We start from the raw sequence: 22,233 nt of genomic DNA on the forward strand, positions 1-22,233 counted from the left end.
TCTTTGATAGCCCACTCCCATTCTGCCGCCCCCGGCGCGCCCTGAGGTTCGTAAGATGATCCGTTCCCCGCTGATGACCGTGATGACCGATGCCGTGATGAAGGCGTCGCGTTCTCTGAAGCGCGATTTCGGCGAGGTCGAGAACCTGCAGGTCCTGGCCAAGGGCCCGGGCGACTTCGTCTCCAAGGCCGACCACAAGGCCGAGGAGATCCTGCGCGCCGCCCTGGAGAAGGCCCGGCCGGGCTATGGCTTCGTCATGGAGGAGAGTGGCGTCGTCGTCGGCACCGACGAGAGCAATCGCTGGCATATCGACCCGCTCGACGGCACCCACAACTTCCTGCGCGGCATTCCGCACTGGAACATCTCCGTCGCCCTGGAGCGCGACAACCAGTTCGTCGCCGGCGTGGTCTACGATGCCGCCAAGGACGAGCTCTTCATCGCCGAGAAGGGCAAGGGCGCCTATGTCAACAACCGCCGCATGCGTGTCTCCGGCCGCCGCGAGTCGTCCGAGATGCTGATCGGCATGGGCGTGCCGCATATCGGCAAGGGCGGCCACCCGCTCTTCCTGCGCGAACTGGCGGCGGTGATGCCGCGCTTCGCCAATGTCCGGCGCATGGGCTCGGCCGCGCTCGACATCGCCTATGTCGCTGCCGGGCGCATGGACGCCTATTGGGAGCGCGGCCTCAACACCTGGGATTTCGGCGCGGCGGCGGTGATGGTCCGTGAAGCCGGCGGCACCTTCGGAACGCTCGACGGCAAGCAGCCGACTTCGGCCCATGACGTGATCTGCGGCAATGAAGCCGGCGAGCCCGCGCTGCGCGCCGCCCTCAAAACGGTGGTCTGAGGCGGGGTAGACCGCATTCGCGCTTGATCCCGGCGTGGCGGGAGGCGACATTGCCAAGGGCGGAGAAACGGAACGGAATACCACGCATGGCCAATGACGAAGCGGCCCCAGAGGCCGTGGCGCGGGAGGATGCGGCTGCGGCGCCGATGCCCGCATTGCATTCCGAAACGCTCCGCTTCTCGCGGCCCTTGCGCTACTTCGTCCGGGCGCTGGTCTTCCTGGCGCTGATCGGCTTCCTGGTCTTCATCCTCCAGGGCGGTCTGCGTTCCGCTTTCATGACCAATCCGGGCCTGAACGGCCTGATCGTCGGCGCATTGCTGGTCGGCGTGCTGATCGCGCTGCGGGAGCTCTGGCGCATCGACAGCGAGGCGCGCGCCGCGACGCGGCTCGCCGCCAGCCCGGCGGACGCCGCACTTCGCCGCGCGCAGGTGATCAGCCCGCTCGCCGCGGTGTTGCCCGCACTGCAACGGCGCAGCCTCGCCTCCGACCAGGCGGCGAGCCTGCTCGAATCGATCGCCGTCAGGCTCGACGACGGCCGCGAGGTCCTGCGCTATCTCGCCGGCCTGCTCGTCTTCCTCGGCCTGCTCGGCACCTTCTGGGGCCTGCTCGACACGGTGTCCTCCGTCGGCAACGTCATCAAGTCGTTGCGCACCGGTGCCGAGGCCGGGGTCCTGTTCGACGAGCTCAAGGCCGGCCTCGCAGCGCCGCTGGCGGGCATGGGCCTGTCCTTCTCGTCCTCGCTGTTCGGCATCGCCGGCTCGCTGGTGCTGGGCTTCCTCGAACTCCAGGTCGCGCAGGCCCAGCGCCGCTTCCGCAACGAGATCGAGGGCTATCTCGGCGCCAGCACCGCCACGAGCACCAGTGCCGGCCTCGACGGCCTCGGCGAGCGCTTCGACAAGCTCCATGCCGCGATCCAGGATGGCGCCAACAGCCGCGCCGCGGCGCAGGCTATGACCAATCTGGCCGAGGGCATCCAGGGCCTCGTCCAGCACATGCGTTCCGAGCAGCAGCTGATTCGCGACTGGGTCGAAGCGCAGGCCGCCCGCGAAAAGGATCTGAAGCGCCTGATCGAACGCCTGACCGCCGACACGGTGACCGAGCCATGAGCCCGGCCCGGTTCTCCGGTCCTGGCCGGTTCTGACCGCAAGGAGCTAGCGCATGGCCCTGTCCCGCTCCCATCGCCGCGAGGACGTCAATTTCTGGCCGGGCTTCGTCGATGCGCTCTCGACGATGCTGATCGGCATCGTCTTCCTGCTCTCGGTCTTCGTCCTCGGCCAGTTCTTCCTGTCGCAGGAAATCTCCGGCAAGGACACGGTGCTCGACCGGCTGAACCGCCAGCTCTCCGAGCTCACCGACCTGCTGGCGCTGGAGCGCGCCGCCGGCAAGGAGGCCAAGGATTCGCTCGCTCTGCTTCAGTCGACCCTGACCACCGAGCAGGCCGAGCGCAGCCGCATCCAGGGCATGCTCGACAGCGTCAACGGCAAGGCGCCGGCGCAGCTCGCCGAGAGCCAGAAGGCGCTCGAAGCCGAGAAGCAGCTTTCGGCGCGGGCCCAGGCCACCGTCGAGCTGGTCAACCAGCAGATCCTCGCCATGCGTCGCCAGCTCGCCGCCCTGGAGGAGGCGATCGGTGCCGCCGAGGCCAAGGACAAGGAATCGCAGACCCGCATCGCCGAGCTCGGCTCGCGCCTCAACGTCGCCCTCGCCCAGCGCGTCCAGGAGCTGGCGCGCTACCGCTCCGACTTCTTCGGCCGGCTGCGCCAAGTGCTCGGCACCAGGCCCGACATCCGCGTCGTCGGCGACCGTTTCGTCTTCCAGTCCGAGGTCTTCTTCGATGCCGGTCAGGCGGTGCTGAAGCCGGAAGGCCGTGCCGAGCTCGACAAGCTCGGCACGATCATCGCCGATCTCGGCAGCGAGATGCCGCCGGACATTCCCTGGATCCTGCGCGTCGACGGCCATACCGACAACCGCCCGATCCGCTCGGCCCAGTTCCCCTCGAACTGGCATCTCTCGACCGCGCGTGCCGTCGCCGTGGTCGAGTATCTGATCACCAAGGGCATCCCGGCCGACCGCATTGCCGCAACCGGCTTCGGCGAGTTCCAGCCGCTCGACGTCGCCAACAATGACGAGGCCTGGCGCCGCAACCGCCGCATCGAGTTCAAGATCACCGAGCGCTGAGGCGCACCGGAAACGAATGCGGCCGGAGCCGCATTCGCGAGGAACGGCAGGGCGACGCCCGGCCGGGCCATCAGGCCTTCAGGCGCAGCTGCGCGTTCTCGAACGGCAGGCCCTCATCGTCCTGCGCCCTTCTCGACTGCTCCTCGAAGCCGAGGGCCTCGTAGAAGCGAAGGGCCTGGACGTTGCCGGTATAGACCTCCAGCAAGAGCTCGCCCTTCAGCTTCAGCGCCTGGGCGACCAGGGTCCGGCCGATGCCATGCCCTTGCTGGCCGGGCGCGACGAACAGCCCACCGATGAAGTTGTCGAGGAGACTGACGAAGCCGACCGGCTCTCCGGCGCGGCAGGCCACGAAGGTCTCAGCCTCGGGGAGATATTTCGTCTCGATCAGGACGCGCTGCTCACGCAGGCGCTCCTCGCCGATGAAGGGGTGGGCCAGAAGCGAAGCTGCGAACCAGATGGCCGACAGCGTTTCGAGATCCGTCGACGCCTCATAGGCGCGGATCGTGATTTCCACGTTTTTCATGATGTTTCCGCAGATGGGAATGCAAGCAGAGAAGCCCCTTGGGGGGCTGATGACACCGCTGGATGCGGTTCAGACGAGGCCTCTGCGCATAAACTTCCTTCTGCCGATGGCAGGCCTGTAGCGCCGGAGCCGGCAGATCTCAAGGGCCTTTCCGGAACCTGATCCTCCCAGCCGGAAAAAAGCGCCCGCAGGCTGGGCCTGCGGGCGCTACAAATCCGGTGCCGTCCTCTTGCGCTGCGCGACGCCGGGCAGCGCGAGCAGGGGCGATATGTCCCTACAGGTCCTGCGCCGTGACCTCGCGGCGCCGCCCTCCCCGTACCGAGGCGAGAATCGTCCAGGCGACGATGCCGATCGTGACCGTCGCCAGCACCGCGGCGATCGGCCGGTCGACGAGGCCGAGCAGGCTGCCATCGGACTTGATCATCGAGTTGATGAAATACTCCTCCAGCAGCGGCCCGAGCACCACGCCGAGGATCACCGGCGCGACCGGAAAACCGTTCTCCTCCATCACGAAGGCGAGCACGCCGAAGGCCAGCATCAGTCCGACATCGAACAGCGAGTTGTTGATCGCGTAGGAGCCGAGGATGGCGAAGACCAGGATGATCGGCATCAGGACCTTGCGCGGCACCGTCAGCACCTTCGAGGCGACCTTGATGATCGCCCAGCCGAGCGGGAGCATCATCAGATTGGCGATGACGAAGACGAGGAAGAGCGCATAGACGTTCTGCGGGTTGCTGACGAAGATCGTCGGCCCCGGCGCCATGTTCTTCATCATCAGCACGCCGATGGCGATGGCCGTGATCGAATCGCCGGGAATCCCGAAGACCAGCGCCGGGATCCAGGCGCCGGCGAGCGAGGAATTGTTCGAGGCACCGGCCTCGATCAGCCCTTCCGGATGGCCCGTTCCGAACTTCTCCGGCTCCTTCGAGAAGCGCTTGCTCATCGCATAGGACATCCAGGCCGCCATGTCGGCGCCGCTGCCCGGCTGGATGCCGACCACCGTGCCGAGCGCGCTGCCGCGCAGGAGCTGCACCGGATACTGCTTGGTCAGCCGCCACATATTGGCGAAGATCGGCCCGATCTTCTTGATCTTGATCTGCGGCGCGCTGCCATCGGCGATCATGTGGCGCATCACCTCCGAGCAGGCGAACATGCCGACCATCATCGGGATCAGCGAGACGCCGCCGAGCATCTCGGTGGAATCGAAGGTGAAGCGCGGCTGGCCGGCCGGATTGTTCATCCCGACCATGGCGATCATCAGCCCGAGCAGCAGCGCGATGCAGGCCTTGAGCGGCGTCGAGGAACCGATGAACACGGCGCCGCCGAGCCCGAGCATGACGATCCAGAAGAATTCCACCGAGCCGAAGCCCAGCGCGAAATCGGCGATCGCCGGGGCGGCCGCCATCATCACTGCCGTGCCGAAGAGTCCGCCCAGCACCGAGAACCAGAGGCCAATGCCGAGCGCGAGCTCCGGCTCGCCGCGCTGGGTCATCTTGTAGGAATCCTCGACATAGGCCGCCGAGGCCGGCGTGCCGGGAATGCGCAGCAGGCAGCCTGGAATGTCGCCGGAGAAGATCGCCATGGTCGAGGTGGTGACGATCGCGGCGATCGCCGGCACCGGCGGCATGAAGAAGGTCAGCGGTACCAGCAGCGCCGTCGCCATCGTCGCCGACAGGCCGGGAATGCAGCCGACGACCAGGCCGTAGATCGCGGAGGCGGTGATGACGAAGAGCACATAGGGATCGAGCACCATCCCCAGCGCGGTCACATAAGCGTCGAGCATGGTCTCACCAGCGCACGGGTTCGAGCAGCCCCCAGGGCAATTGCACCCCGAGGCCGAGATAGAAGATCGAATGCATCACCAGCGCGGCGGCGAGCGCGAGCGGCACGGCGAGCTTTGGCCGGACGCCGCCGGCGAGGAAGAGTACGGCCAGGATCACCGACCCGGCGATCAGGAAGCCGAGCGCTTCCGAGGCAAACACGTAGAACAGCACCGCGCCGGGCACGAGCAGGAGCCTGACGAGCGCAACGGGGCTCCGCGCCCAGTCGGCCAGCGCCAGCGCCGGCCCACGCTCGGGCGCGCGGGCGCCCTGCCAGGCGAGCAGCGTGGCGCAGAGCACCAGGAAGCCGGCGAGGATCAGCGGAAAGGCGGAAGGGCCGAGCGGCTGCTGCGACGGATTGGGCAGGTTCCAGGAGCCGGCAGCGAAGAGGCCGGCAACCACCAGGAAGATCAGCCCGGCGACGAGATCATTGAACTTCATGCGCATTTGCCCGGATGAGCGAGCGGAGCGCCGGGACGGCGCTCCGCAAGGAATAAGGCGAGCGAGTCTCGCTGCTACTGGCGCAGGCGCAGGCCGAGCGCGCCCATGATCTCGCCATTGTTCTTGTGCTGCGTGGCGAGGAACTCGCCGAAGGCCGGGCCCTTGGCATAAGCATGGCCGAAGCCGCGCTCGGCGAGGAACTTCTTGTATTCCTCGGAATTCGCGACCTTGTCGGCCGCCTCGACCAGCTTGGCGGTGATCTCGGCCGGAACCCCGGCCGGCGCCGCGAGGCCACGCCAGGTGCCGCCCTCGTAGTCCTTGCCGATCGCGTCCTTGACGGTCGGAACGGCCGGGAAGGCGCCGATCTTCTCCTTCGACATCACGGCGAGCGACTTGACCCGGCCGGCATCGAACATCGGCTTGCCTTCCGGCAGCGAGGACGGGACGATCTGCACGCCGCCCGAGGCCAGCTCCTGGAAGCCCGGGGCCGCGCCCTGGCTCGGCACCACCACGACGGCCTTGGGGTCGATGCCCTCGAGCTGGAGCAGGCCCGCGAAGGCGAGGTGATAGGCGGCGCCGGCAGCCATGCCGGAGAGCTTGTACTTGCCGACCGGCTGCTTCTTGATGTCGTCGAGCGCGGCGCGCAGATCGCCCCAGGGCGAGTTCGCCGCGACGTTGAAGGCGGCGGAATCGAAGTTCACCAGCGCGATCGGCGTCAGCTTCTCATAGGTGAAGGGGGCGGTGTTCGACCAGTAGAAGGTCGTGACCTCCGCCGTGGCGAGGCCGATCGTGTAGCCGTCCGGCTTGGCGTTGACCATTTCTGTATGGCCGACGACACCGCCGCCGCCGGTGCGGTTGACGACGTTGACCGGCTTGCCGAGCTCCTTCTCGAGTCCGGCAGCGACCATGCGTGCCACCGCGTCGGTACCGCCGCCGGCGGCCCAGGGCACGACCAGCGTGATCGGGCGCTCGGGCCAGGCCGCGCTCGCCGAGAAGCTCGTGGCCGCGAGGGCGGCCGCCATCATCAGGCTCTTCAGTTTCATCTCGTTCTCCCTAGGGTTTGTCGTTCTCGGTTCGCGCCGGCTTCAGGCTGCCGGAGAGGAGGTGCTGCTGGGTGTAGCCGAGCAATTCTTCCATCGCCCGGCGCGCCCTCGCGGGGTCGCGGGCGGAAATCGCCTGCGCCACGGCCGCATGATTTGCGAGATTGCCGGCAAAGACGCCGACCGTGATGTCGAAGAGCGCGCTCAGAATGGTGTCGATCACGCCGCGGAAGCTGCGCAGGATCGGATTGTGCGTGGCGTCGATGATGGCGAGGTGGAACGCCTTGTCGGCAGCGATCGCGGCGGCCGGATCGTCCTGCCCGCGCTCCATCGCGGCGAGAGCAGCCTCGATCCGGGCGCAGTCCTCCGCCGTCGCCCGCTCGGCCGCCAGCGCCGCGGCGGCCGGCTCGATGATGGCGCGGGTCTCGTCGAGGGCCAGCAGGATCTCGTCGCCGAGGCCGTCGCCGCCGCGCAGCCAGCCGAGCACGTCGCGGTCGAGCATCGACCAGTCATGGGCGGGGCGGACATGGGTGCCATGGCGCGGGCGTACGCTGACCAGCCCCTTGGCGGCCAGGATCTTCACGGCTTCGCGCACCACGCCACGCCCAGCCTGGTAACGCGCCTCGAGCTCGTGCTCGGGCGGCAGCGCCGCGCCGGGAGCGACCTCGCCACGCACGATCGCCGCGCCGAGATGGGCGACGATCGCACCGATCTTGCCGGGCTTCACGCCACGCCGCATTCCGCCTCCCTGACTTCGCCTTGTTGGCTTCGTGTCAGCTCTTTCGCACAGCGCGGGACCACCTGCAATCATTCATCCGATGTTTAACATCCGATCTTTGACGGAGCCTGCGCGGAACATCACGGAGCGGACCACGCTCTGGCGGGCTGGCGGGCTTGGAAGGCCCCCGTCATGGCGGCGGGAACGAACCAGCCACGCCGGCCGCCGATGCCTTCCGGCACGGCTGTGCTAGAGCTTGCCATCCATCGCCAGCGGCAGGCGCCGCGTCGAGTTCAAGATCACCGAGCGCTGAGCCAGGTTAGCCGATGTCGACGATCAGCCTCTCCGAGGGCACGTTGCCGTATCAGCCCTGGATCGATGGCAAGGGCGATACATTCCATCTCGTGCACGACAACAAGTGGTATCGCCTGACGTTGGATGAGGTCCTTGCACGTCTTGAAGGGGGTTCAGCGGCAGTCTGACCGCTATTATGCGCGAGTGCACGCTCCGCCCATCCATGCCGCGGGCCGATCTGGATCGGGTCGCCGCAGATGTGGTCAAAGACCGCGTTGGCTGGCTGCGAACCTGTGCGCGCAAGCCCCGCAAAAAGCTGCGGCGCCATGCCTTCGCGACAGGTGCATAGCCCCGCGCCCATGCTAGGCTGACAGCTGGGATGGTAGTATCCCAGATGGCGACCGCCATAGTCGTGCCGGGCAGGAGCAGCATGATCGATATCCGCATCACCCCCGACAAGCAGGAGCTCGGCCGGCAGGCTGCGGCACTCGGTGCCGAGACGATCCGCGCCGCCATCGCCCGTCATGGCGAAGCGAATATCATCGTCGCCACCGGCGCCAGCCAGTTCGAGATGCTGCAGAACCTCGTCGCCGCCGAAGGCATCGACTGGTCGAAGGTCACCGCCTTCCATCTCGACGAATATGTCGGCCTGCCCGTATCGCACCCGGCGAGCTTTCGGCGCTATCTGCAGGAGCGCTTCGTCACCCCGCTCGGCGGCAAGGTGACCTTCGTGCCGGTCAATGGCGAGGGCGACGCGCAGGCCGAAACGGGCCGCCTCAACGCCCTGATCGCCGGTCGGCGCATCGATCTCTGCTTCGCCGGCATCGGCGAGAACTGCCATCTCGCCTTCAACGATCCGCCGGCCGATTTCGAGACGAAAGACCCCTATATCGTCGTCACGCTCGACGAAGCCTGTCGCAACCAGCAATTCGGAGAAGGCTGGTTCGAGAGCCTCAAAGCCGTGCCGGAGCGTGCGATCTCGATGAGCGTGCACCAGATCCTGAAGAGCGAACTGATCATCCTGTCGGTCTCGGACACCCGCAAGGCCAAGGCGGTCCAGCACGCGCTCGAAGGCGAAATCTCGCCGCAGTACCCGGCCTCGATCCTGCGCCGGCACGCCAATACCGTGATGTTCATCGACCCGGCGGCCGCCTCGCTGCTGAAGCAGGGCTGAGACGACGATGCCCGTCTCGCCCGGTCTCGTCGACCTCCAGGTCAACGGCTTCGGCGGGGTCGATTTCAACGATCCCGCGATCACCGCGGCCGATCTCGACCGTGCGCTGGAGGCAATGCTCAAGACCGGCGTCGCCTTCTGCCTGCCGACGCTGATCACCGCCCATCCGCACGAATTGCAGGAACGCTTCCGGGCGCTCGACGCCGCGGTGTCGCAGAGCCGGCTCGGGCCGCTGATGTGCCCGGGCTATCATCTCGAAGGCCCGTTCCTGAACCCCGCGCCGGGCTATCATGGCTGCCATCCGCCTGCGGCCATGACCGCGGCCAGGCTCGACCTCGTCAGCGGGCTCGAGCGCGACCTGACCCGCCCGATCCTGATGGTGACTCTGGCCCCCGAGCGCGAAGGTGCCCTCGCTTTGACGAAGGCGCTGGCTGAGGCCGGCAAGATCGTCGCCATCGGCCATTCCGCGGCGGATTTCGAGGTGGTCGCTGCGGCTGCCGATGCCGGACTCAGCCTCTCCACCCATCTCGGCAACGGCCTGCCGCAGAGCCTGCACAAGCTCGCCAACCCGGTTTTCGCCCAGCTCGCCGAGGACCGGCTGATGGCCGGCTTCATCGCCGACGGCATCCATCTCCATCCCAAGGCCTTGAAGGCGCTGATCCGGGCCAAGGGCTTCGAACGTTCGATCCTGGTCACCGATGCGGTGGTCGCCGCCGCCGCGCCCGTCGGCCGCTATCACTTCGCCGGCATGGCGGTCGACCTCACCGCCGACGGCTCGGTCCGCCAAGGCGAAGGCCTGCTCGCCGGCTCGGCGCTCTGCCTCGACCAGGCGGTGCGCAATCTCGTCGCCTGGGGCATCGCCACCGCCGATGACGCACTCGCCATGGCCTCGCGCCATCCGCTCGCCGCAATCCGGCCAGCGCTCGACGCGCATGGCATCACCCTTGCCGAAGGCGCGGTTGAATGGTCGGATGGCCTCTTCGTAGAGCGGATCCGCATCGGCGATGCCGAGCGCCGTTACGAACGCCGGCCTTGAGCCGCCGCGACGCCTTAGCAAGACGCCATAGCAATAACAGGGGAACGCGATGACCGAGGATTTCAATGCCATCAGCCGCCGCACCGTGCTCGGCGGTCTAGCTGCGGTCGCCGCTGGCGGCCCGGCCTTCGCGGCCTCGCCGCCGCTGCCGACCAGCCCGGTCGTGATCAGCATCATGGATGTCGGCGGCGCGCTCGCTTTGATGCAGAAGGCGTTCGAGGATTACCGCGCCGCCAACCCCAAGCTGGTCTCGCGCATCGCCTTCGTGAAGGCCCCCGCCCCCGAGCTCGCCAGCAAGCTCAAGGCGCAGCAGGATGCCGGGCGGGTCGATCTCGACCTGATCCTGACGGGCAGCGACGGCCTCGCCGCCGGCCTCGAGCAGAAGCTCTGGCAGAAGATCCTGCCCGATTTCTCCGACAAGTTCCCGAATATCGAGGCCAATTACGAGCCGGCGGCGCTCAACCTGCACAAGGCGCAGGGCGACGGCTTCGGCGTCGTCGTCAACTACTATCCGTCCGGCCCGCTGCTCGAATACATGCCGGACAGGGTCAAGAACGTGCCGACCACGGCCGAGGAGCTGCTCGCCTGGGCCAAGGCCAACCCGAACAAGTTCATGTATGCCCGCCCGACCAATTCCGGCCCGGGCCGCACCTTCATGATGGGCCTGCCCTATATCCTCGGCGACAAGGACCCGCAGGACCCGGTCAATGGCTGGGAAAAGACATGGGCCTATCTCCAGGAGCTCGGCCAGTACATCGAGTACTACCCGGCCGGCACCGGCGCGACGATGAAGGAGTTCGGCGACGGCTCGCGCGACATCATCATCTCGACCACCGGCTGGGACATCAACCCGCGTGCTCTCGGCATCGTGCCGAAAGAAGCGAAGATCCAGACGCTGAAGGGCTTCCACTGGGTCTCGGACGCCTTCTTCATGTGCGTTCCCAAGGGCATCCCGAACGATCGCCTCGCCGTCGTGCTCGACATCATGGCCCATGTGCTGACGCCGAAGATGCAGGCCTATTCCTATGACGAGGGCTATCTCTATCCGGGTCCTGCGGTGAGGAACGTGCCGCTCTCGCTGGCGCCGGAGGCGAGCCAGAAGGTCATCGCCGAGTTCGGCCGGCCGGAATATGCCGACCTGATCGCCAACAACCCGATCGAGCTGCCGCTGAAGCCCGACAAGATGGTCGTCGCCTTCCGCAAATGGGACGAGCTCGTCGGGGCGAAGCGGGCAAAGTGAGACCCTGTCGTCATGGTCGGCCTTGTGCCGACCATCCACGCCTTCCTTGATCGAGGCAGTGTTCAAGACGTGGATGCTCGCCACAAGGGCGAGCATGACGGTGGAGCAAGGCATCGCATTGACTTCCCCGCTGCCATGCGTTTCTCGTCGCCGCAGAGCGCATGGGGCGCCACCTGTCCGCGGCAAGGGAGCCTGCTCCCACCCAAATCGGCTAGAGCGCATCTCACCATCGCTTTCTTCCGGCCTGTGAAGCGGACATCAGGCTTTTTCCGGAAGGAAGAACCATGTCCGTGCCCGTCCGCGAGCTCACGCCCCGTTCGAACCTCGAAACCATCCGCCGCCAGGCCAAACGCTGGCTGAAGGAGATCGAGGCCGGCGACGGCGCAGCCCTCGCCCGCTGGCACGCCCAGAACCAGACCCGCCTGCCGAAGCTGCGCGAGGTCCAGCATGCCATCGCCCGCGAATACGGCTTCGTCGGCTGGACGGCCCTGAAGCAGGAACTCGCGGCCCGTGAGCTCGCGGCACGCGGCAAGGCGGCGATCGTCGCGCTCTTCCTGGAGAAATCGGCGCTGCGCTACGGCGTCCGGCCCGGCACGCAGCAATGGGGAGGTTATGAGGCCGACCGCCCTGCCCGCGGCGCGCTTGCCCTGCACCTGCTCGAACGCCACCCCGAAATCGCCCGAGACAGCATCCACACCGCCGTCGCCGCCCATGACCTCGCCACCATCGGCGCCTTCCTGGCCAGCGACCCCGCGCTCGCGACCCGCCCGAGCGCGTTCGACGGCTGGACGCCGCTGCTCCGCCTCGCCTTCACCCGCCTTCCGGACCACGCGGCGGCAACGAATGCGCTGGGGATCGCCGAGCTTCTGCTCGCCCATGGCGCAGACGCCAACGGCTTCTGGAGTGATGGCAGCAACCATTTCACCGCCCTGACCGGCGCCGTCGGCGGCGGCGAGAACGGCCAGCCAGCCCATCCGCAGGCAGAGGAGCTAGTGCCGCTGCTGATCGCCCACGGAGCCGATCCGCTCGACGGGCAGGCGCTCTACAATAATTCGCTCGGCGCCGACGCGACGCTCTGGCTCGAACTCTTCTGGGACGAAACGACGAAGCGCGGTCAGCAGGCCCGCTGGCACGAACCGATCCGCGAATTGCCGGCGCCGCCACTCGACTACCTGCTCGGCAATGCCGTGCCGCGCCAGCCCCGGCGCGCCGCCTGGCTCCTCGCCCATGGCGCGCATGCCGACGCGGTCGATGCCCACACGAAGCACAGCCTGGTCAGGCAGGCACTGCTCGACGGCCGCGACGACCTCGTCACGCTTCTGCTCGATCACGGCGCCGCCCCGGTCGAACTCGGCGAGCGCGAGGCCTTTACCGCCGCCATCGCCCGCAGCGACGCGGCCGAGGCGGTCCGGCTGCTGCAAGCGCATCCGGCGTTCCGGCTCGATCCGGGCCCGCTCCGGGTCGCCATCCGCCAGGGCCGTCCCGAAATCGCCGCCCTGGCGCTCGGCCTCGGCCTGTCTCCCGATGCCGAAAGCCGCGACGGCGTGCGCGCCTTGCACGAGGCGGCCGGCGCCGATGCAGTCGAGATCATCGCCTTGCTGCTCGCGGCCGGCGCCAAGATCGATCCTGTGGAGCGCCGCTTCGGCGCGACGCCGCTCGGCTGGGCCCATCACCAGGGCGCGAGCGCCGCACAGGCGCTGCTCGCCGCCCGCAGCCGCGACATCGGTGCGCTCTGCCGCGCCGGCGAGGGCGAGCGGCTGGAGGCGCTGTTCGCCGAAGCCCCCGGGCTCGCCAACGCTCCAACGCGCTCCGGCGATCCGCCACTGTTCTGCCTGCCCGATGACGACGCCGGCGCCGCCGACCTCGTCGAACTCCTGCTGGCGGCAGGTGCGGACCGGCAGGCGCGCAATGCCGCCGGGCTGACGCCGGCCGAGGCGGCGCGCCGCCGCGGCCTGCTCGACACCGCCGCGCTGCTTGCGGCTCCGGCGAGCAACTGAGCCTGCGAGGGCCGGGCCGGCGCGCCGCTCAGCCCGCCGGCTCGATCAGCACCAGCCGCTTGCCGGCAGAGACCGTCTCGCCGGTCCGGCAGGCGACATCCGAGACGACCCCGGCGATCTCGGCGGTCAGCGAGGTGAACAGCTTCATCGATTCGAGCACGACGACGACCTGCCCGGCATCGACGCGCTCGCCTGCGGCGATCCGGACCTCGGCGACCACGCCCGGCATCGAGGCGTTGACGGCGCCCGATCCTGACGCGGTGCCATTGGCACCGGCTGCGATCCGCGTCGCGCTCGCGAGGCTGAAATCGAAGCTCTCGCCGTCGAGCATCAGCCTGACGCCTCCATCCGCGACGGCATGGCTGCCGCGCAACAACCTGCCCTCGCAGGTAACCTCGAAGCACTCGTCGCCGCTGCGCAGCACGAGTTCAATCTCTCCGTCCCCATCGCGGACCGCGCGCCCGCCGTCCGGCAGGGCCCGAACCTCCAGCCGCGTCGCCTTGCCTTCCTCGCTCACGACGAGATGGCTGGTGGCGAGGCCGCCCGCCGGCGCCAGGATGCGGAAGCCGGACAGCCCGGCCCAGGCATCGCCGCCCGGCCGCGCCGCTTCCTGCCGCGCGAGCCAGAGCAGGGCGGCGGCGGCGCGCGCCAGACGGTAGTGCGGCCGCCGGGCCACCCAGCCCTCCGGGAAGGCTTCCTCGATGAAGCGTGTCGTCGCCCGGCCCTCGGCGAAGAGCTTGTGCTCGACGGCATCGGCCAGGAAGGGCAGCGTCGTCGCCGGGCCGAGAATGGCGAAATCGCGCAGGCCTGCCGCCAGCCGGGCGCAGGCCTCGGCCCGGTCGCTCCCGGCGGCGATCGCCTTGGCGAGCAGCGAATCGTAGAACAGCGTCACCTCGGAGCCGGTGCGTACGCCGCTGTCGATGCGGATCGCGCCGGGCTCGCGATACCCCTCGATCCGGCCGGCATCGGGACGAAAGCCCTGATCGGCCCGTTCGGCGGTGATCCGGGCCTCGATCGCATGACCGCTCTCACGGATTTCGTGCTGCAGCGCCGGCAGGCGCTCGCCAGCCGCGATCCGGATCTGCCATTCGACGAGATCATAGCCGGTGATCGCCTCGGTCACCGGGTGCTCGACCTGGAGACGGGTGTTCATCTCCAGGAACCAGGGCTCGTCGAAGCCGTCCTCCAGAATGAATTCGACGGTGCCGAGATTGTCGTAGCCGATGGTCCGGGCGAGCGCGACGCCGCGCTCCAGCAGCTTGGCCCGGATCACCGGGGCGAGGTTCGGCGCCGGCGCCTCCTCCAGCACCTTCTGGTTGTTGCGCTGGACCGAGCAGTCGCGCTCGAACAGGTGCACGACATTGCCATGCTTGTCGCCCGCGACCTGCACTTCGAGATGGCGCGGGCGCAGCACCAGCTTCTCGATCAGCAGCGCTGGATCGCCGAAGGCGGCCTGCGCCTCGGCGCGGGCCATGTCGAGCGCCGGCATGAGCTCCGCCTCGGAGAACACCCGGCGCATGCCCTTGCCGCCGCCGCCGGCCGAGGCCTTGATCATCACGGGATAGCCGATCCGCGCCGCCGCCTCGGCGAGCGCGGCGTTCGACTGGTCCTCGCCGGCATAGCCCGGCACGCTCGGCACGCCGGCCCGCTCGGCGATCAGCTTCGAGCCGATCTTCGGGCCCATCGCGGTGATGCACTCGGCGGATGGCCCGACGAAGATGCGTCCTTCCTCCCGGCAGAGCAGCGGCAGATCCGGCTTCTCGGAGAGGAAGCCATAGCCGGGATGGATCGCCTCGGCGCCGCTGCGCGCTGCCGCTTCCATGATCGCCTCGGCGCGCAGATAGCTGTCGCGCGCCGCAGCCGGGCCGATGCGCACCGCCTCGTCGGCGCATGCGACATGGAGCGCATCGCGATCCGCATCGGAGAAGACCGCAACGGTGCGGATGCCGAGGCGCCGGCAGGTGCGCATGATCCGCACGGCGATTTCGCCGCGATTGGCGACGAGAAGAGAGCCGATCATCTGGGTCACATCCGGTAGACGGGGCGATGCCCGGGCAGTTCGACCTCGCGCGCGGCGAGCGCGAGGCAGAGCCCGATCACGTCGCGGGTCTGGGCCGGCTCGATGATGCCGTCGTCCCAGAGCCGGGCGGTGGCGTAATAGGGCGTGCTCTGCTCCTCGAACTGCGCCCGCGTCGCCCGGTCGACCCTGTCGATCTCGCTTTCGTCGGCGGCGCCGCGCGTCAGGCTGGAGCGCCGCAGCTCGGTCACCACCGTCGCCGCGACCTCCGGCGACATCGTCGCGATCCTCGCATTGGGCCAGGCGAAGAGGAAGCGCGGCTGGAAGCCGCGCCCGCACATGCCGTAATTGCCGGCGCCATAGGAGCCGCCGATGATCACGGTGTAGCGCGGCACGCGGGCGTTCGAGACGGCGTAGACGAGCTTCGCCGAGTGCTTGGCGATGCCGCCACGCTCGGCCTCGGTCCCGACCATGAAGCCGGTGATGTTCTGCAGGAAGAGCAGCGGAATCCGGCGCTGGTCGCAGAGCTCGATGAAATGCGCGCCCTTCAGCGCACTTTCGGAGAACAGCACGCCGTTATTGGCGAGGATGCCGACGGGCTGGCCGTGGATATGAGCGAAGCCGGTGACCAGGGTCGCGCCATAATCCGGCTTGAAGGCCTCGAAGACGCTGCCATCAACCATGCGGGCGATCACCTCGCGCACGTCGAAGGGCTGCTTCAGATCGGTCCCGACGATGCCCTCGATCTCGGCGGGATCGTAGAGCGGCGGGCTCGTCAGGCGCACCTGCGGGCGCGGCGCCGACGGCCAGTTCAGCGCGCCGACGATGTCGCGCAGCTTGGCGATCGCCTCGAACTCGCTCTCGGCGAGATAGTCGCTGACGCCGGAGACCAGCGTATGCATCTCGGCCCCGCCCAGCGTCTCGCCATCGACGATCTCGTTGATCGCCGCCTTGACGATCGGCGGACCGCCGAGATGGATGCGGCCGGTGCCGCGCACCATCACCACCTCGTCGGAGAGCGCCGGGATATAGGCGCCGCCCGCCGTGCAACCACCGAACACCGCCGAGATCTGCGGCAGGCCGGAAGCCGACATCCGGCATTGCTGCAGGAAGCTGCCGCCGAAATGGTCGCGGTCGGGAAAGACCCGGTCCTGCTCGGGCAGGAAGGCGCCGCCGCAATCGACGAGATAGAGGCAGGGCAGACGGTTCTCGAAGGCGATCTCCTGCGCCCGCAAATGCTTCTTCACCGTCTCGTGGAAGAAGGAGCCGCCCTTCACCGTCGCGTCATTGGCGATGATCATGCAGGGGGTGCCACAGACCATGCCGATACCGGTGACGATGCCGGCGGCCGGCACCTCGTTGCCATAGAGCTCCCAGGCCGCGAGCGGCGACAATTCCAGGAAGGGCGAGAAAGGATCGACGAGCAGGTCGATGCGCTCGCGCACCGGGATCTTGCCGCGCTCGCGATGGCGCGCCTGCAGCTTCTCGCCGCCGCCGGCCAGCACCCGTCCATGCCGCTCGCGCAAGGTCTCGACCAGCCCTGCATAAGCGGCCCGCCGCTCGTCCTGCTCGGCCCCGCCGCGCAGCCTGCTCTCGATCACCGGCATTCGCCCAAGCCTCCCGCAATCTGCCGGCCAGCGCCTTGCCCGCGCGCCGCGGCATTGATACCTAACTACCGATAGGGAGCCGCTATAGGCAAGGCCCTTCCGCGCGGTTGCGCAGCGGGCGCCCTGCCGCAGACCGGGAGGATTTCAATGGGTCGCGTCTATGACGAGTTTTCGCTCGGCCAGCGTTTCGTCACGCCGGGCCGGACGATCACCGAGGCTGATATCGGCGCCTTCGCCGGCCTCACCGGCGACTACAACCCCGTCCACACCGATGCGGATTTCGCCGCGAAGACCGAGTTCAAGACCCCGGTTTCCCATGGCCCGATGGGCATCGGCATTGCCTTCGGACTGGCCTCACGGCTAGACCTGATCGACGGAACGGTGATCGCGCTGCTCGGCGTGAACTGGGATTTTCGCGCTCCCGTCCGCGCCGGCGACACCATCCGCGCCATCATCGAGGTGACCGAGATGCGAGCAGTCAAGCACCCTGATCACGGCCTGATCGGGCTTGCCATCGCGCTGGAGAACCAGGCTGGCACGGTTGTCCAGCAGGGCTCCGCGCGGCTGCTGATGCGACGCCGGCGGATCGCCGGCACTGCCTGGGGCGAAATTCCGTGAAACAGGACCCGTCCGGCAATCCGGCGAGCGGCCAGCGCCCGGAAGGCGGCGCGCGCCGCCAGATCCTCGACGCCGCCGCGGCTTTGCTCCGCCAGGGCTATGACGCCACGACGACGCGGGAGATCGCCGCCCGCGTCGGGATCAAGGCCGGCAGCATCTATCACCACTACCCGTCGAAGGAAGCGATCGTCAGTGCCGTCGTCAACGAGGGCGTGCGCGTCGTCCATGAGGCGGTGACGGGCGCGCTCGCGGCACTCGGGTCATCGGCATCGCCGCGCGAAAGGATGCAGGCGGCGATCAAGGCGCACCTGCTCTCCTCGCTCGAGCACAGCGCCTACACCTCGGCCAGCATCCGTGCCTTCGCCTTCCTGCCGGCCGCGGTCCAGGAGGACTGCCGCGTCGAGCGCCGACGCTATGAGGAGATCTGGCGCGGACTGGTGACGGAAGCCGCGGCAGCCGGACTCCTCGCCCCGGGCGTCTCGCAGGATGCGGTGCGTCTCCTCTTGCTCGGCGCGGTCAACTGGGCCGGTGAATGGTACCGGCCCGAACGCATGAGCATCGACGAGATCGCCCGCGACTTCGCCGCCAGCATCCTGCGCTGACCCGCCACCGTCCTAAGCCGCCGCTGGCTGCGCCGGCGCTCCCGCCCATTGCGTATGCGCCGGGATCGCCTCGCCCTTCATCACGATGGTGAGGTTGCCCAGCCTCGCATAGTCGCCGATGCGGGTGTCGTAGAGCACCGTGGTCAGCGCCGAGATCGCCGTGCCCTGGCCGATCTCGATCCGGCCGACCTTCATCACCCGGTCCTCGAAGAGATGGGTCTGGAGATTGGAGGTCGCGTTGATCGCCGCATGGTCGCCGATCTCGACGCAGTCGAACTCGGTGATGTCGGTGCTGTCGAGGAAGACGCCCTTGCCGACCTTGGCGCCGAACAGGCGCATCGCCCAGGGCAGCATCGGCGTGCCGCGCAGCGCATTGAGCAGCAGCGCCCCCGCAGTGCCCCAATAGAAGGTCGTCATCGCCTCGGTGCGCAGCGCCCACCACGACCAGAGCCCGTGATTGCCGGGGCGGTAGACCCCCATCAGCAGCCATTTCACCGCCAGCACCACGCTCGCCAGGATGATCGAGCAGGCGACGCAGGTCGCAATGAAGACCGGCGCGAACTCGGCCCAGCTCTGCGACTTCTCCAGTGCCGGGAACAGCACGTATTCGGCGGCGAAGGTGCCGAGCGTGATGAACATCATCGTCGGCATCGAGACGCTGAACAGTTCGAACACCGCCCGCAGCACGCGCCGCCAGGCCGGCGGCCGGAAGGTCTTGGCGACATCGGCATCATCAAAGCGCTGGCGGGCCGGCAGCAGGATCGGCGGGCTGCCGAAACGCGTCTCGTTCGGCTGCATCGGCCTGTCGGCAGGCGGCTTCGACTTGATGCCGATCAGCGCGCCGTCTGGGATCGAGGCGCCGGGCGGCAGCACGGAATCATTGCCGATGAAGACGCGCGAACCGGTGCTGACCTGACCGGAGGTCATCCAGCCGCGGCGCACATCCTCGTCGCCGAGCACCACCTCGTCGGCGACGAAGCACTGGTCGCCGATCGAAATCGTGTCGTAGCGCCCGGCGAAATTGGTGGCGATCTCGGTGTCCTTGCCGATCTTCGCACCCATCAGCCGGTACCAGACCCGCATATAGATGGTCGAGAACAGCGAGCTCAGGCTGTCGAGCATCACGTCCGAGGCGAGCCCGACCGTCCATTTGCGCACCGCAAAGCCGGAATGGATCGACTTCGTGCCAGCCGGCGCGCTCGGCAGCACGACCCAGCGGATCGCCGTCACCAGCAGCACTGTGCCGAGCATCATCAGCATCGCCGTCGGCCAGGTCAGCACCGGCAGGTACCAGTGATAGTCGACGCCGACCATCTGCTGGAGGACCCTGTCGTAGCGGTCAAAAAGGTAGAAGGCCGGGAAGATCGGCAGCAGGCTGAGCGCCGGCATCGCCAGGACCAGCAGCGCGTAATAGAGCGTCTGCAGGGCCTGGACCGGCGCGGAGGGCGCCGGGGCGTGCTGTGGCCAGTTCGCCGGGTCGACGGTCCCAATCTTGTGGCCGGGCGAGCCGTCCCAGTGCTCGAAGGCGCCGACCCGCATACCGGGGGACAGCGCCGTCAGGTCGGAAAGCTCGGCCCCCTCGCCGACGACCGTGTCGTGGCCGAGTGCGCAGGAGGTGCCGATATAGGCGTCCTGGCCGATCGTCACCCTGCCGATCACCAACTCGTTGCCGATCACCTCGGCATTGGCGATGCTGAGCTTGCCGCCGAGGGTGACGTCGTCGCCGATCTCGACGAGATCGACCGCGCCGGCCTCGAAGCCGCTGAAGAAGACGCGCTTGCCGACCTTCGCGCCGAGCAGGCGCAGCACGAAGGGCCCGAGCGGCGTGCCCTGCATCCGGTTGAGATGGATGAAGGAGGTGAGCTGCCGGGCGAGCCACCAGCGGAAGAAATACACGCCCCAGAGCGGATAGCGCCCCGGCGTCGTCCGCCACAGCACCAGCCGTTTGCCGATTATGCCGGCGATCAGGATCGCCAGCGTCACCAGCATGTAGACGCCCATCAGCATCAGGACTTCGCGGAATTCGACCTTCTCGTCGACGGTGATCAGCTCATAGGTCACGAAGATGGTGAGCCAGGGCCCGGTCAGCGCCAGCAGCAGCAAGGGCATGCAGGCGAGCTGCGCCAGCCCGCAGAGCACCCGGCGCAGCAGCGGCGGCGGCGTGAAGCTGAGATCGCGCCGCTTGCGCCCGCCCGCGGCCTGCTCGCGCTCGTCGAGCCGGGCTGCGATCGCCCTTAAGGTACGCAGGCTGTAAATGTCCTCCAGCGTGATCGCCGGCAGATCCGGATTGCCGCGCACCGCCGCCAGGAAGGTCGCGGCGAGCAGCGAATGGCCGCCGAGATCAGCGAAGAAATCCGCATCGAAGCCGACATTCTGGCCGGGAAAGAGCGGTTTGGCCGCCGCCAGGAGCGCCGCCTCGGTCTCGGTCTGCGGCTCCTCCTGCTCCTCGGTCTCGGCCGGGGCGCTGAGCGGCGCCGCCTTCAGCGCCTTGCGGTCGGCCTTGCCCGAGGTCAGGCGCGGCAGCTCGGCCATCTCCTCGAAATGCGAGGGTACCATATAGGGCGGCAATGTCTGCTTCAGTGCGCTGCGGATCTGGGCGCGGTCGAGCGCGGCACCGGCCGCCGGCACCACGAAGGCGACGAGCCGGTCGATGCCGTCATCGCGGCGCAGCACCACCGTCGCCTGCGCGATACCCGGCAGGTCGGAGAGCCGCGCCTCGATCTCGCCGAGCTCGAGCCGGAAGCCGCGCAGCTTGACCTGATCGTCGATGCGGCCATGGAACAGGATCTTGCCGTTCTCGGCGACGCTGACCGCATCGCCCGAGCGGTAGAGCACCGGATCGCCGGCCATCGGGTGGAAGGGATTCGCAATGAACTTCTCGGCGGTCAGGTCCGGGCGGCCGAGATAGCCGCGCGCGACGCCCGGCCCGCCGATCAGCAGTTCGCCCTCGACGCCGGGGCCGACCAGTCGCATCTGCTCGTCGACGACATAGCAAGTGTAGTTCGGGATCGGCACGCCGATGGTCACCACCTCCTCGGGCGTGACCTCGTCCACCGTCGCGACGACCGTCGCCTCGGTCGGGCCGTAGGAATTGAAGATCTTCCGGCCGGGACGGCACCAACGCTGCTTCACCGAGGGCGGGCAGGCCTCGCCCCCGAGGATGATGATGCGCAGGCTCGGCACGTCCTGCGGCAGCATGGCGAGCAGGGTCGGTACGGTGTCGAGCACGCTGATCCCGGCCGCATTCATCAGCTCCGGCAGGCGTTCGACTTCGCCGAGCACCTTCTGAGAGGCGACCCAGAGCGTCGCGCTGACGAGGTAGGGGACGAATATCTCCTCCAGCGACAGATCGAAGGCGACCGAGGCGCCCTGGAAGGAGACATCGTCCTGCGTCATCCCGTAGATTGCGTTGGACGAGCGCAGATAGTGGCAGATGTTGCGGTGCTCGATGACGATGCCCTTGGGCTTGCCGGTCGAGCCCGAGGTGTAGATCGCATAGGCCGGGGTTTCGGGCGTGACGCCATCGGCCCGCAGGTCGAGCGGTGCGCCCTCCCCGCCTTCGGCGACGAGTTCCAGGCAGTCGCGCGCCGTCGCCGGCAGCTCGCGGTCGAGCTTTGCGGCGGTCACGGCGTCGATGACGATGACCTTGGCCGCGCAATCGCTCAGGCATTCGCCGATGCGCTCCGCCGGCGCGTCGACGTCGAAGGGGATATAGGCGGCGCCGCTCTTCAGGATGCCGAGCAGGCCGACATGCAGGTCGAGCGAGCGCGACATCCACAGCCCGACGAACTCGCCCGGCTTGACCCCCTGCCTGCGCAGCGCCCGGGCGACCCGGTCGGCCTGCGCATTGAGCTCGGCATAGCTGATGCGCCGGTCCTCGAAGACGATCGCGGTGCGTTCGGGCGTGCGTACGACCGAAGCCTCGAAGATCTCGGAGAGCAGCTCATCCCGCAGCAGCGAGGGATCGACGACACCATGCAGAACACCGGCACGGTCACCGCTTACGGACATCTCCATCGAACCCTACCCCCTCTTTGCGGACGCGTCTGACCGCTCCGGCGGAGGCAAGACGGCGCTGCGATGCCCC

General features: G+C 68.2%; 18 protein-coding genes. 10 read left to right on the plus strand and 8 right to left on the minus strand.

Annotated features, from left to right (window positions below; genetic code table 11):
* Positions 1-55: 55 nt before the first annotated feature.
* The 3 genes from J0J10_RS19130 to J0J10_RS19140 all read left to right on the plus strand — a co-directional run bounded on the left by J0J10_RS19130 (position 56) and on the right by J0J10_RS19140 (position 3,019).
* The gene (locus J0J10_RS19130) at positions 56-844 is read left to right on the plus strand and encodes an inositol monophosphatase family protein (RefSeq protein WP_291641687.1); all 789 of its coding nucleotides are present in this window, start codon (positions 56-58) and stop codon (positions 842-844) included.
* Between the two features lie 146 nt (positions 845-990).
* Entirely contained in the window at positions 991-1,950 is a 960-nt protein-coding gene (locus tag J0J10_RS19135) for a flagellar motor protein MotA (RefSeq protein WP_291648380.1), read from the plus strand.
* Positions 1,951-2,002: 52 nt separating this feature from the next.
* Complete coding sequence (locus tag J0J10_RS19140; protein WP_291641689.1) at positions 2,003-3,019, plus strand: peptidoglycan -binding protein; 1,017 nt, start codon at positions 2,003-2,005, stop codon at positions 3,017-3,019.
* A 70-nt stretch (positions 3,020-3,089) separates the two neighbouring features.
* Here J0J10_RS19140 and J0J10_RS19145 read toward each other — a convergent pair whose 3' ends face one another.
* The 5 genes from J0J10_RS19145 to J0J10_RS19165 all read right to left on the minus strand — a co-directional run bounded on the left by J0J10_RS19145 (position 3,090) and on the right by J0J10_RS19165 (position 7,582).
* Entirely contained in the window at positions 3,090-3,542 is a 453-nt protein-coding gene (locus J0J10_RS19145) for a GNAT family N-acetyltransferase (RefSeq protein WP_291648272.1), read from the minus strand.
* A 274-nt stretch (positions 3,543-3,816) separates the two neighbouring features.
* Positions 3,817-5,325: a tripartite tricarboxylate transporter permease gene (locus J0J10_RS19150; protein ID WP_291641693.1), complete on the minus strand. Its 1,509-nt coding sequence runs from the start codon at positions 5,323-5,325 to the stop codon at positions 3,817-3,819.
* 4 nt (positions 5,326-5,329) lie between these two features.
* Complete coding sequence (locus J0J10_RS19155; RefSeq protein WP_291648274.1) at positions 5,330-5,803, minus strand: tripartite tricarboxylate transporter TctB family protein; 474 nt, start codon at positions 5,801-5,803, stop codon at positions 5,330-5,332.
* 74 nt (positions 5,804-5,877) lie between these two features.
* The gene (locus J0J10_RS19160) at positions 5,878-6,846 is read right to left on the minus strand and encodes a tripartite tricarboxylate transporter substrate binding protein (RefSeq protein ID WP_291648276.1); all 969 of its coding nucleotides are present in this window, start codon (positions 6,844-6,846) and stop codon (positions 5,878-5,880) included.
* A gap of 10 nt (positions 6,847-6,856) precedes the next feature.
* Entirely contained in the window at positions 6,857-7,582 is a 726-nt protein-coding gene (locus tag J0J10_RS19165) for a FadR/GntR family transcriptional regulator (RefSeq protein ID WP_291641699.1), read from the minus strand.
* A gap of 305 nt (positions 7,583-7,887) precedes the next feature.
* On the opposite strand from J0J10_RS19165, the gene J0J10_RS19170 reads away from it, so the two are divergent.
* The 5 genes from J0J10_RS19170 (at position 7,888) to J0J10_RS19190 (ending at position 13,302) form a co-directional block, all read left to right on the plus strand.
* The gene (locus J0J10_RS19170) at positions 7,888-8,043 is read left to right on the plus strand and encodes a hypothetical protein (protein ID WP_291648278.1); all 156 of its coding nucleotides are present in this window, start codon (positions 7,888-7,890) and stop codon (positions 8,041-8,043) included.
* A gap of 206 nt (positions 8,044-8,249) precedes the next feature.
* A complete protein-coding gene (locus J0J10_RS19175; RefSeq protein ID WP_291648280.1) occupies positions 8,250-9,029 on the plus strand; it encodes a glucosamine-6-phosphate deaminase in 780 nt (259 codons plus the stop codon).
* A 7-nt stretch (positions 9,030-9,036) separates the two neighbouring features.
* The gene (locus J0J10_RS19180) at positions 9,037-10,065 is read left to right on the plus strand and encodes an N-acetylglucosamine-6-phosphate deacetylase (protein WP_291648282.1); all 1,029 of its coding nucleotides are present in this window, start codon (positions 9,037-9,039) and stop codon (positions 10,063-10,065) included.
* Between the two features lie 49 nt (positions 10,066-10,114).
* On the plus strand, positions 10,115-11,305 hold the full coding sequence (locus tag J0J10_RS19185) for an extracellular solute-binding protein (protein WP_291648284.1): 1,191 nt from the start codon (positions 10,115-10,117) through the stop codon (positions 11,303-11,305).
* A gap of 284 nt (positions 11,306-11,589) precedes the next feature.
* Complete coding sequence (locus tag J0J10_RS19190) at positions 11,590-13,302, plus strand: ankyrin repeat domain-containing protein (RefSeq protein ID WP_291648286.1); 1,713 nt, start codon at positions 11,590-11,592, stop codon at positions 13,300-13,302.
* Between the two features lie 28 nt (positions 13,303-13,330).
* On the opposite strand, the gene J0J10_RS19195 is transcribed toward J0J10_RS19190, so the two are convergent.
* On the minus strand, positions 13,331-15,322 hold the full coding sequence (locus tag J0J10_RS19195) for an ATP-binding protein (RefSeq protein WP_291648288.1): 1,992 nt from the start codon (positions 15,320-15,322) through the stop codon (positions 13,331-13,333).
* A gap of 5 nt (positions 15,323-15,327) precedes the next feature.
* A complete protein-coding gene (locus J0J10_RS19200) occupies positions 15,328-16,926 on the minus strand; it encodes an acyl-CoA carboxylase subunit beta (RefSeq protein ID WP_291648290.1) in 1,599 nt (532 codons plus the stop codon).
* A gap of 147 nt (positions 16,927-17,073) precedes the next feature.
* On the opposite strand from J0J10_RS19200, the gene J0J10_RS19205 reads away from it, so the two are divergent.
* The gene (locus J0J10_RS19205) at positions 17,074-17,544 is read left to right on the plus strand and encodes a MaoC/PaaZ C-terminal domain-containing protein (RefSeq protein ID WP_291648292.1); all 471 of its coding nucleotides are present in this window, start codon (positions 17,074-17,076) and stop codon (positions 17,542-17,544) included.
* Positions 17,541-18,146 (plus strand): TetR/AcrR family transcriptional regulator, encoded by a 606-nt coding sequence (locus J0J10_RS19210; protein ID WP_291648293.1) that lies wholly within the window; start codon positions 17,541-17,543, stop codon positions 18,144-18,146. The genes J0J10_RS19205 and J0J10_RS19210 overlap by 4 nt, the downstream gene beginning before the upstream one ends.
* Before the next feature lie 12 nt (positions 18,147-18,158).
* Here J0J10_RS19210 and J0J10_RS19215 read toward each other — a convergent pair whose 3' ends face one another.
* Positions 18,159-22,163, minus strand: a complete 4,005-nt coding sequence (locus tag J0J10_RS19215; RefSeq protein ID WP_291648295.1) for a Pls/PosA family non-ribosomal peptide synthetase — start codon at positions 22,161-22,163, stop codon at positions 18,159-18,161.
* Positions 22,164-22,233: the final 70 nt, after the last annotated feature.

It is taken from the genome of Allobosea sp. (assembly GCF_017308075.1).
Lineage (GTDB): Bacteria > Pseudomonadota > Alphaproteobacteria > Rhizobiales > Beijerinckiaceae > Allobosea.

Coding starts and splice junctions, on each gene's coding strand:
- J0J10_RS19160 (WP_291648276.1), bottom strand. CDS start 6,846: ATGAAACTGAAGAGCCTGATGATGGCGGCCGCCCTCGCGGCCACGAGC.
- J0J10_RS19135 (WP_291648380.1), top strand. CDS start 991: ATGCCCGCATTGCATTCCGAAACGCTCCGCTTCTCGCGGCCCTTGCGC.
- J0J10_RS19150 (WP_291641693.1), bottom strand. CDS start 5,325: ATGCTCGACGCTTATGTGACCGCGCTGGGGATGGTGCTCGATCCCTAT.
- J0J10_RS19195 (WP_291648288.1), bottom strand. CDS start 15,322: ATGATCGGCTCTCTTCTCGTCGCCAATCGCGGCGAAATCGCCGTGCGG.
- J0J10_RS19165 (WP_291641699.1), bottom strand. CDS start 7,582: ATGCGGCGTGGCGTGAAGCCCGGCAAGATCGGTGCGATCGTCGCCCAT.
- J0J10_RS19215 (WP_291648295.1), bottom strand. CDS start 22,163: ATGGAGATGTCCGTAAGCGGTGACCGTGCCGGTGTTCTGCATGGTGTC.
- J0J10_RS19130 (WP_291641687.1), top strand. CDS start 56: ATGATCCGTTCCCCGCTGATGACCGTGATGACCGATGCCGTGATGAAG.
- J0J10_RS19170 (WP_291648278.1), top strand. CDS start 7,888: ATGTCGACGATCAGCCTCTCCGAGGGCACGTTGCCGTATCAGCCCTGG.
- J0J10_RS19140 (WP_291641689.1), top strand. CDS start 2,003: ATGGCCCTGTCCCGCTCCCATCGCCGCGAGGACGTCAATTTCTGGCCG.
- J0J10_RS19190 (WP_291648286.1), top strand. CDS start 11,590: ATGTCCGTGCCCGTCCGCGAGCTCACGCCCCGTTCGAACCTCGAAACC.
- J0J10_RS19145 (WP_291648272.1), bottom strand. CDS start 3,542: ATGAAAAACGTGGAAATCACGATCCGCGCCTATGAGGCGTCGACGGAT.
- J0J10_RS19200 (WP_291648290.1), bottom strand. CDS start 16,926: ATGCCGGTGATCGAGAGCAGGCTGCGCGGCGGGGCCGAGCAGGACGAG.
- J0J10_RS19185 (WP_291648284.1), top strand. CDS start 10,115: ATGACCGAGGATTTCAATGCCATCAGCCGCCGCACCGTGCTCGGCGGT.
- J0J10_RS19180 (WP_291648282.1), top strand. CDS start 9,037: ATGCCCGTCTCGCCCGGTCTCGTCGACCTCCAGGTCAACGGCTTCGGC.
- J0J10_RS19175 (WP_291648280.1), top strand. CDS start 8,250: ATGGCGACCGCCATAGTCGTGCCGGGCAGGAGCAGCATGATCGATATC.
- J0J10_RS19155 (WP_291648274.1), bottom strand. CDS start 5,803: ATGAAGTTCAATGATCTCGTCGCCGGGCTGATCTTCCTGGTGGTTGCC.
- J0J10_RS19205 (WP_291648292.1), top strand. CDS start 17,074: ATGGGTCGCGTCTATGACGAGTTTTCGCTCGGCCAGCGTTTCGTCACG.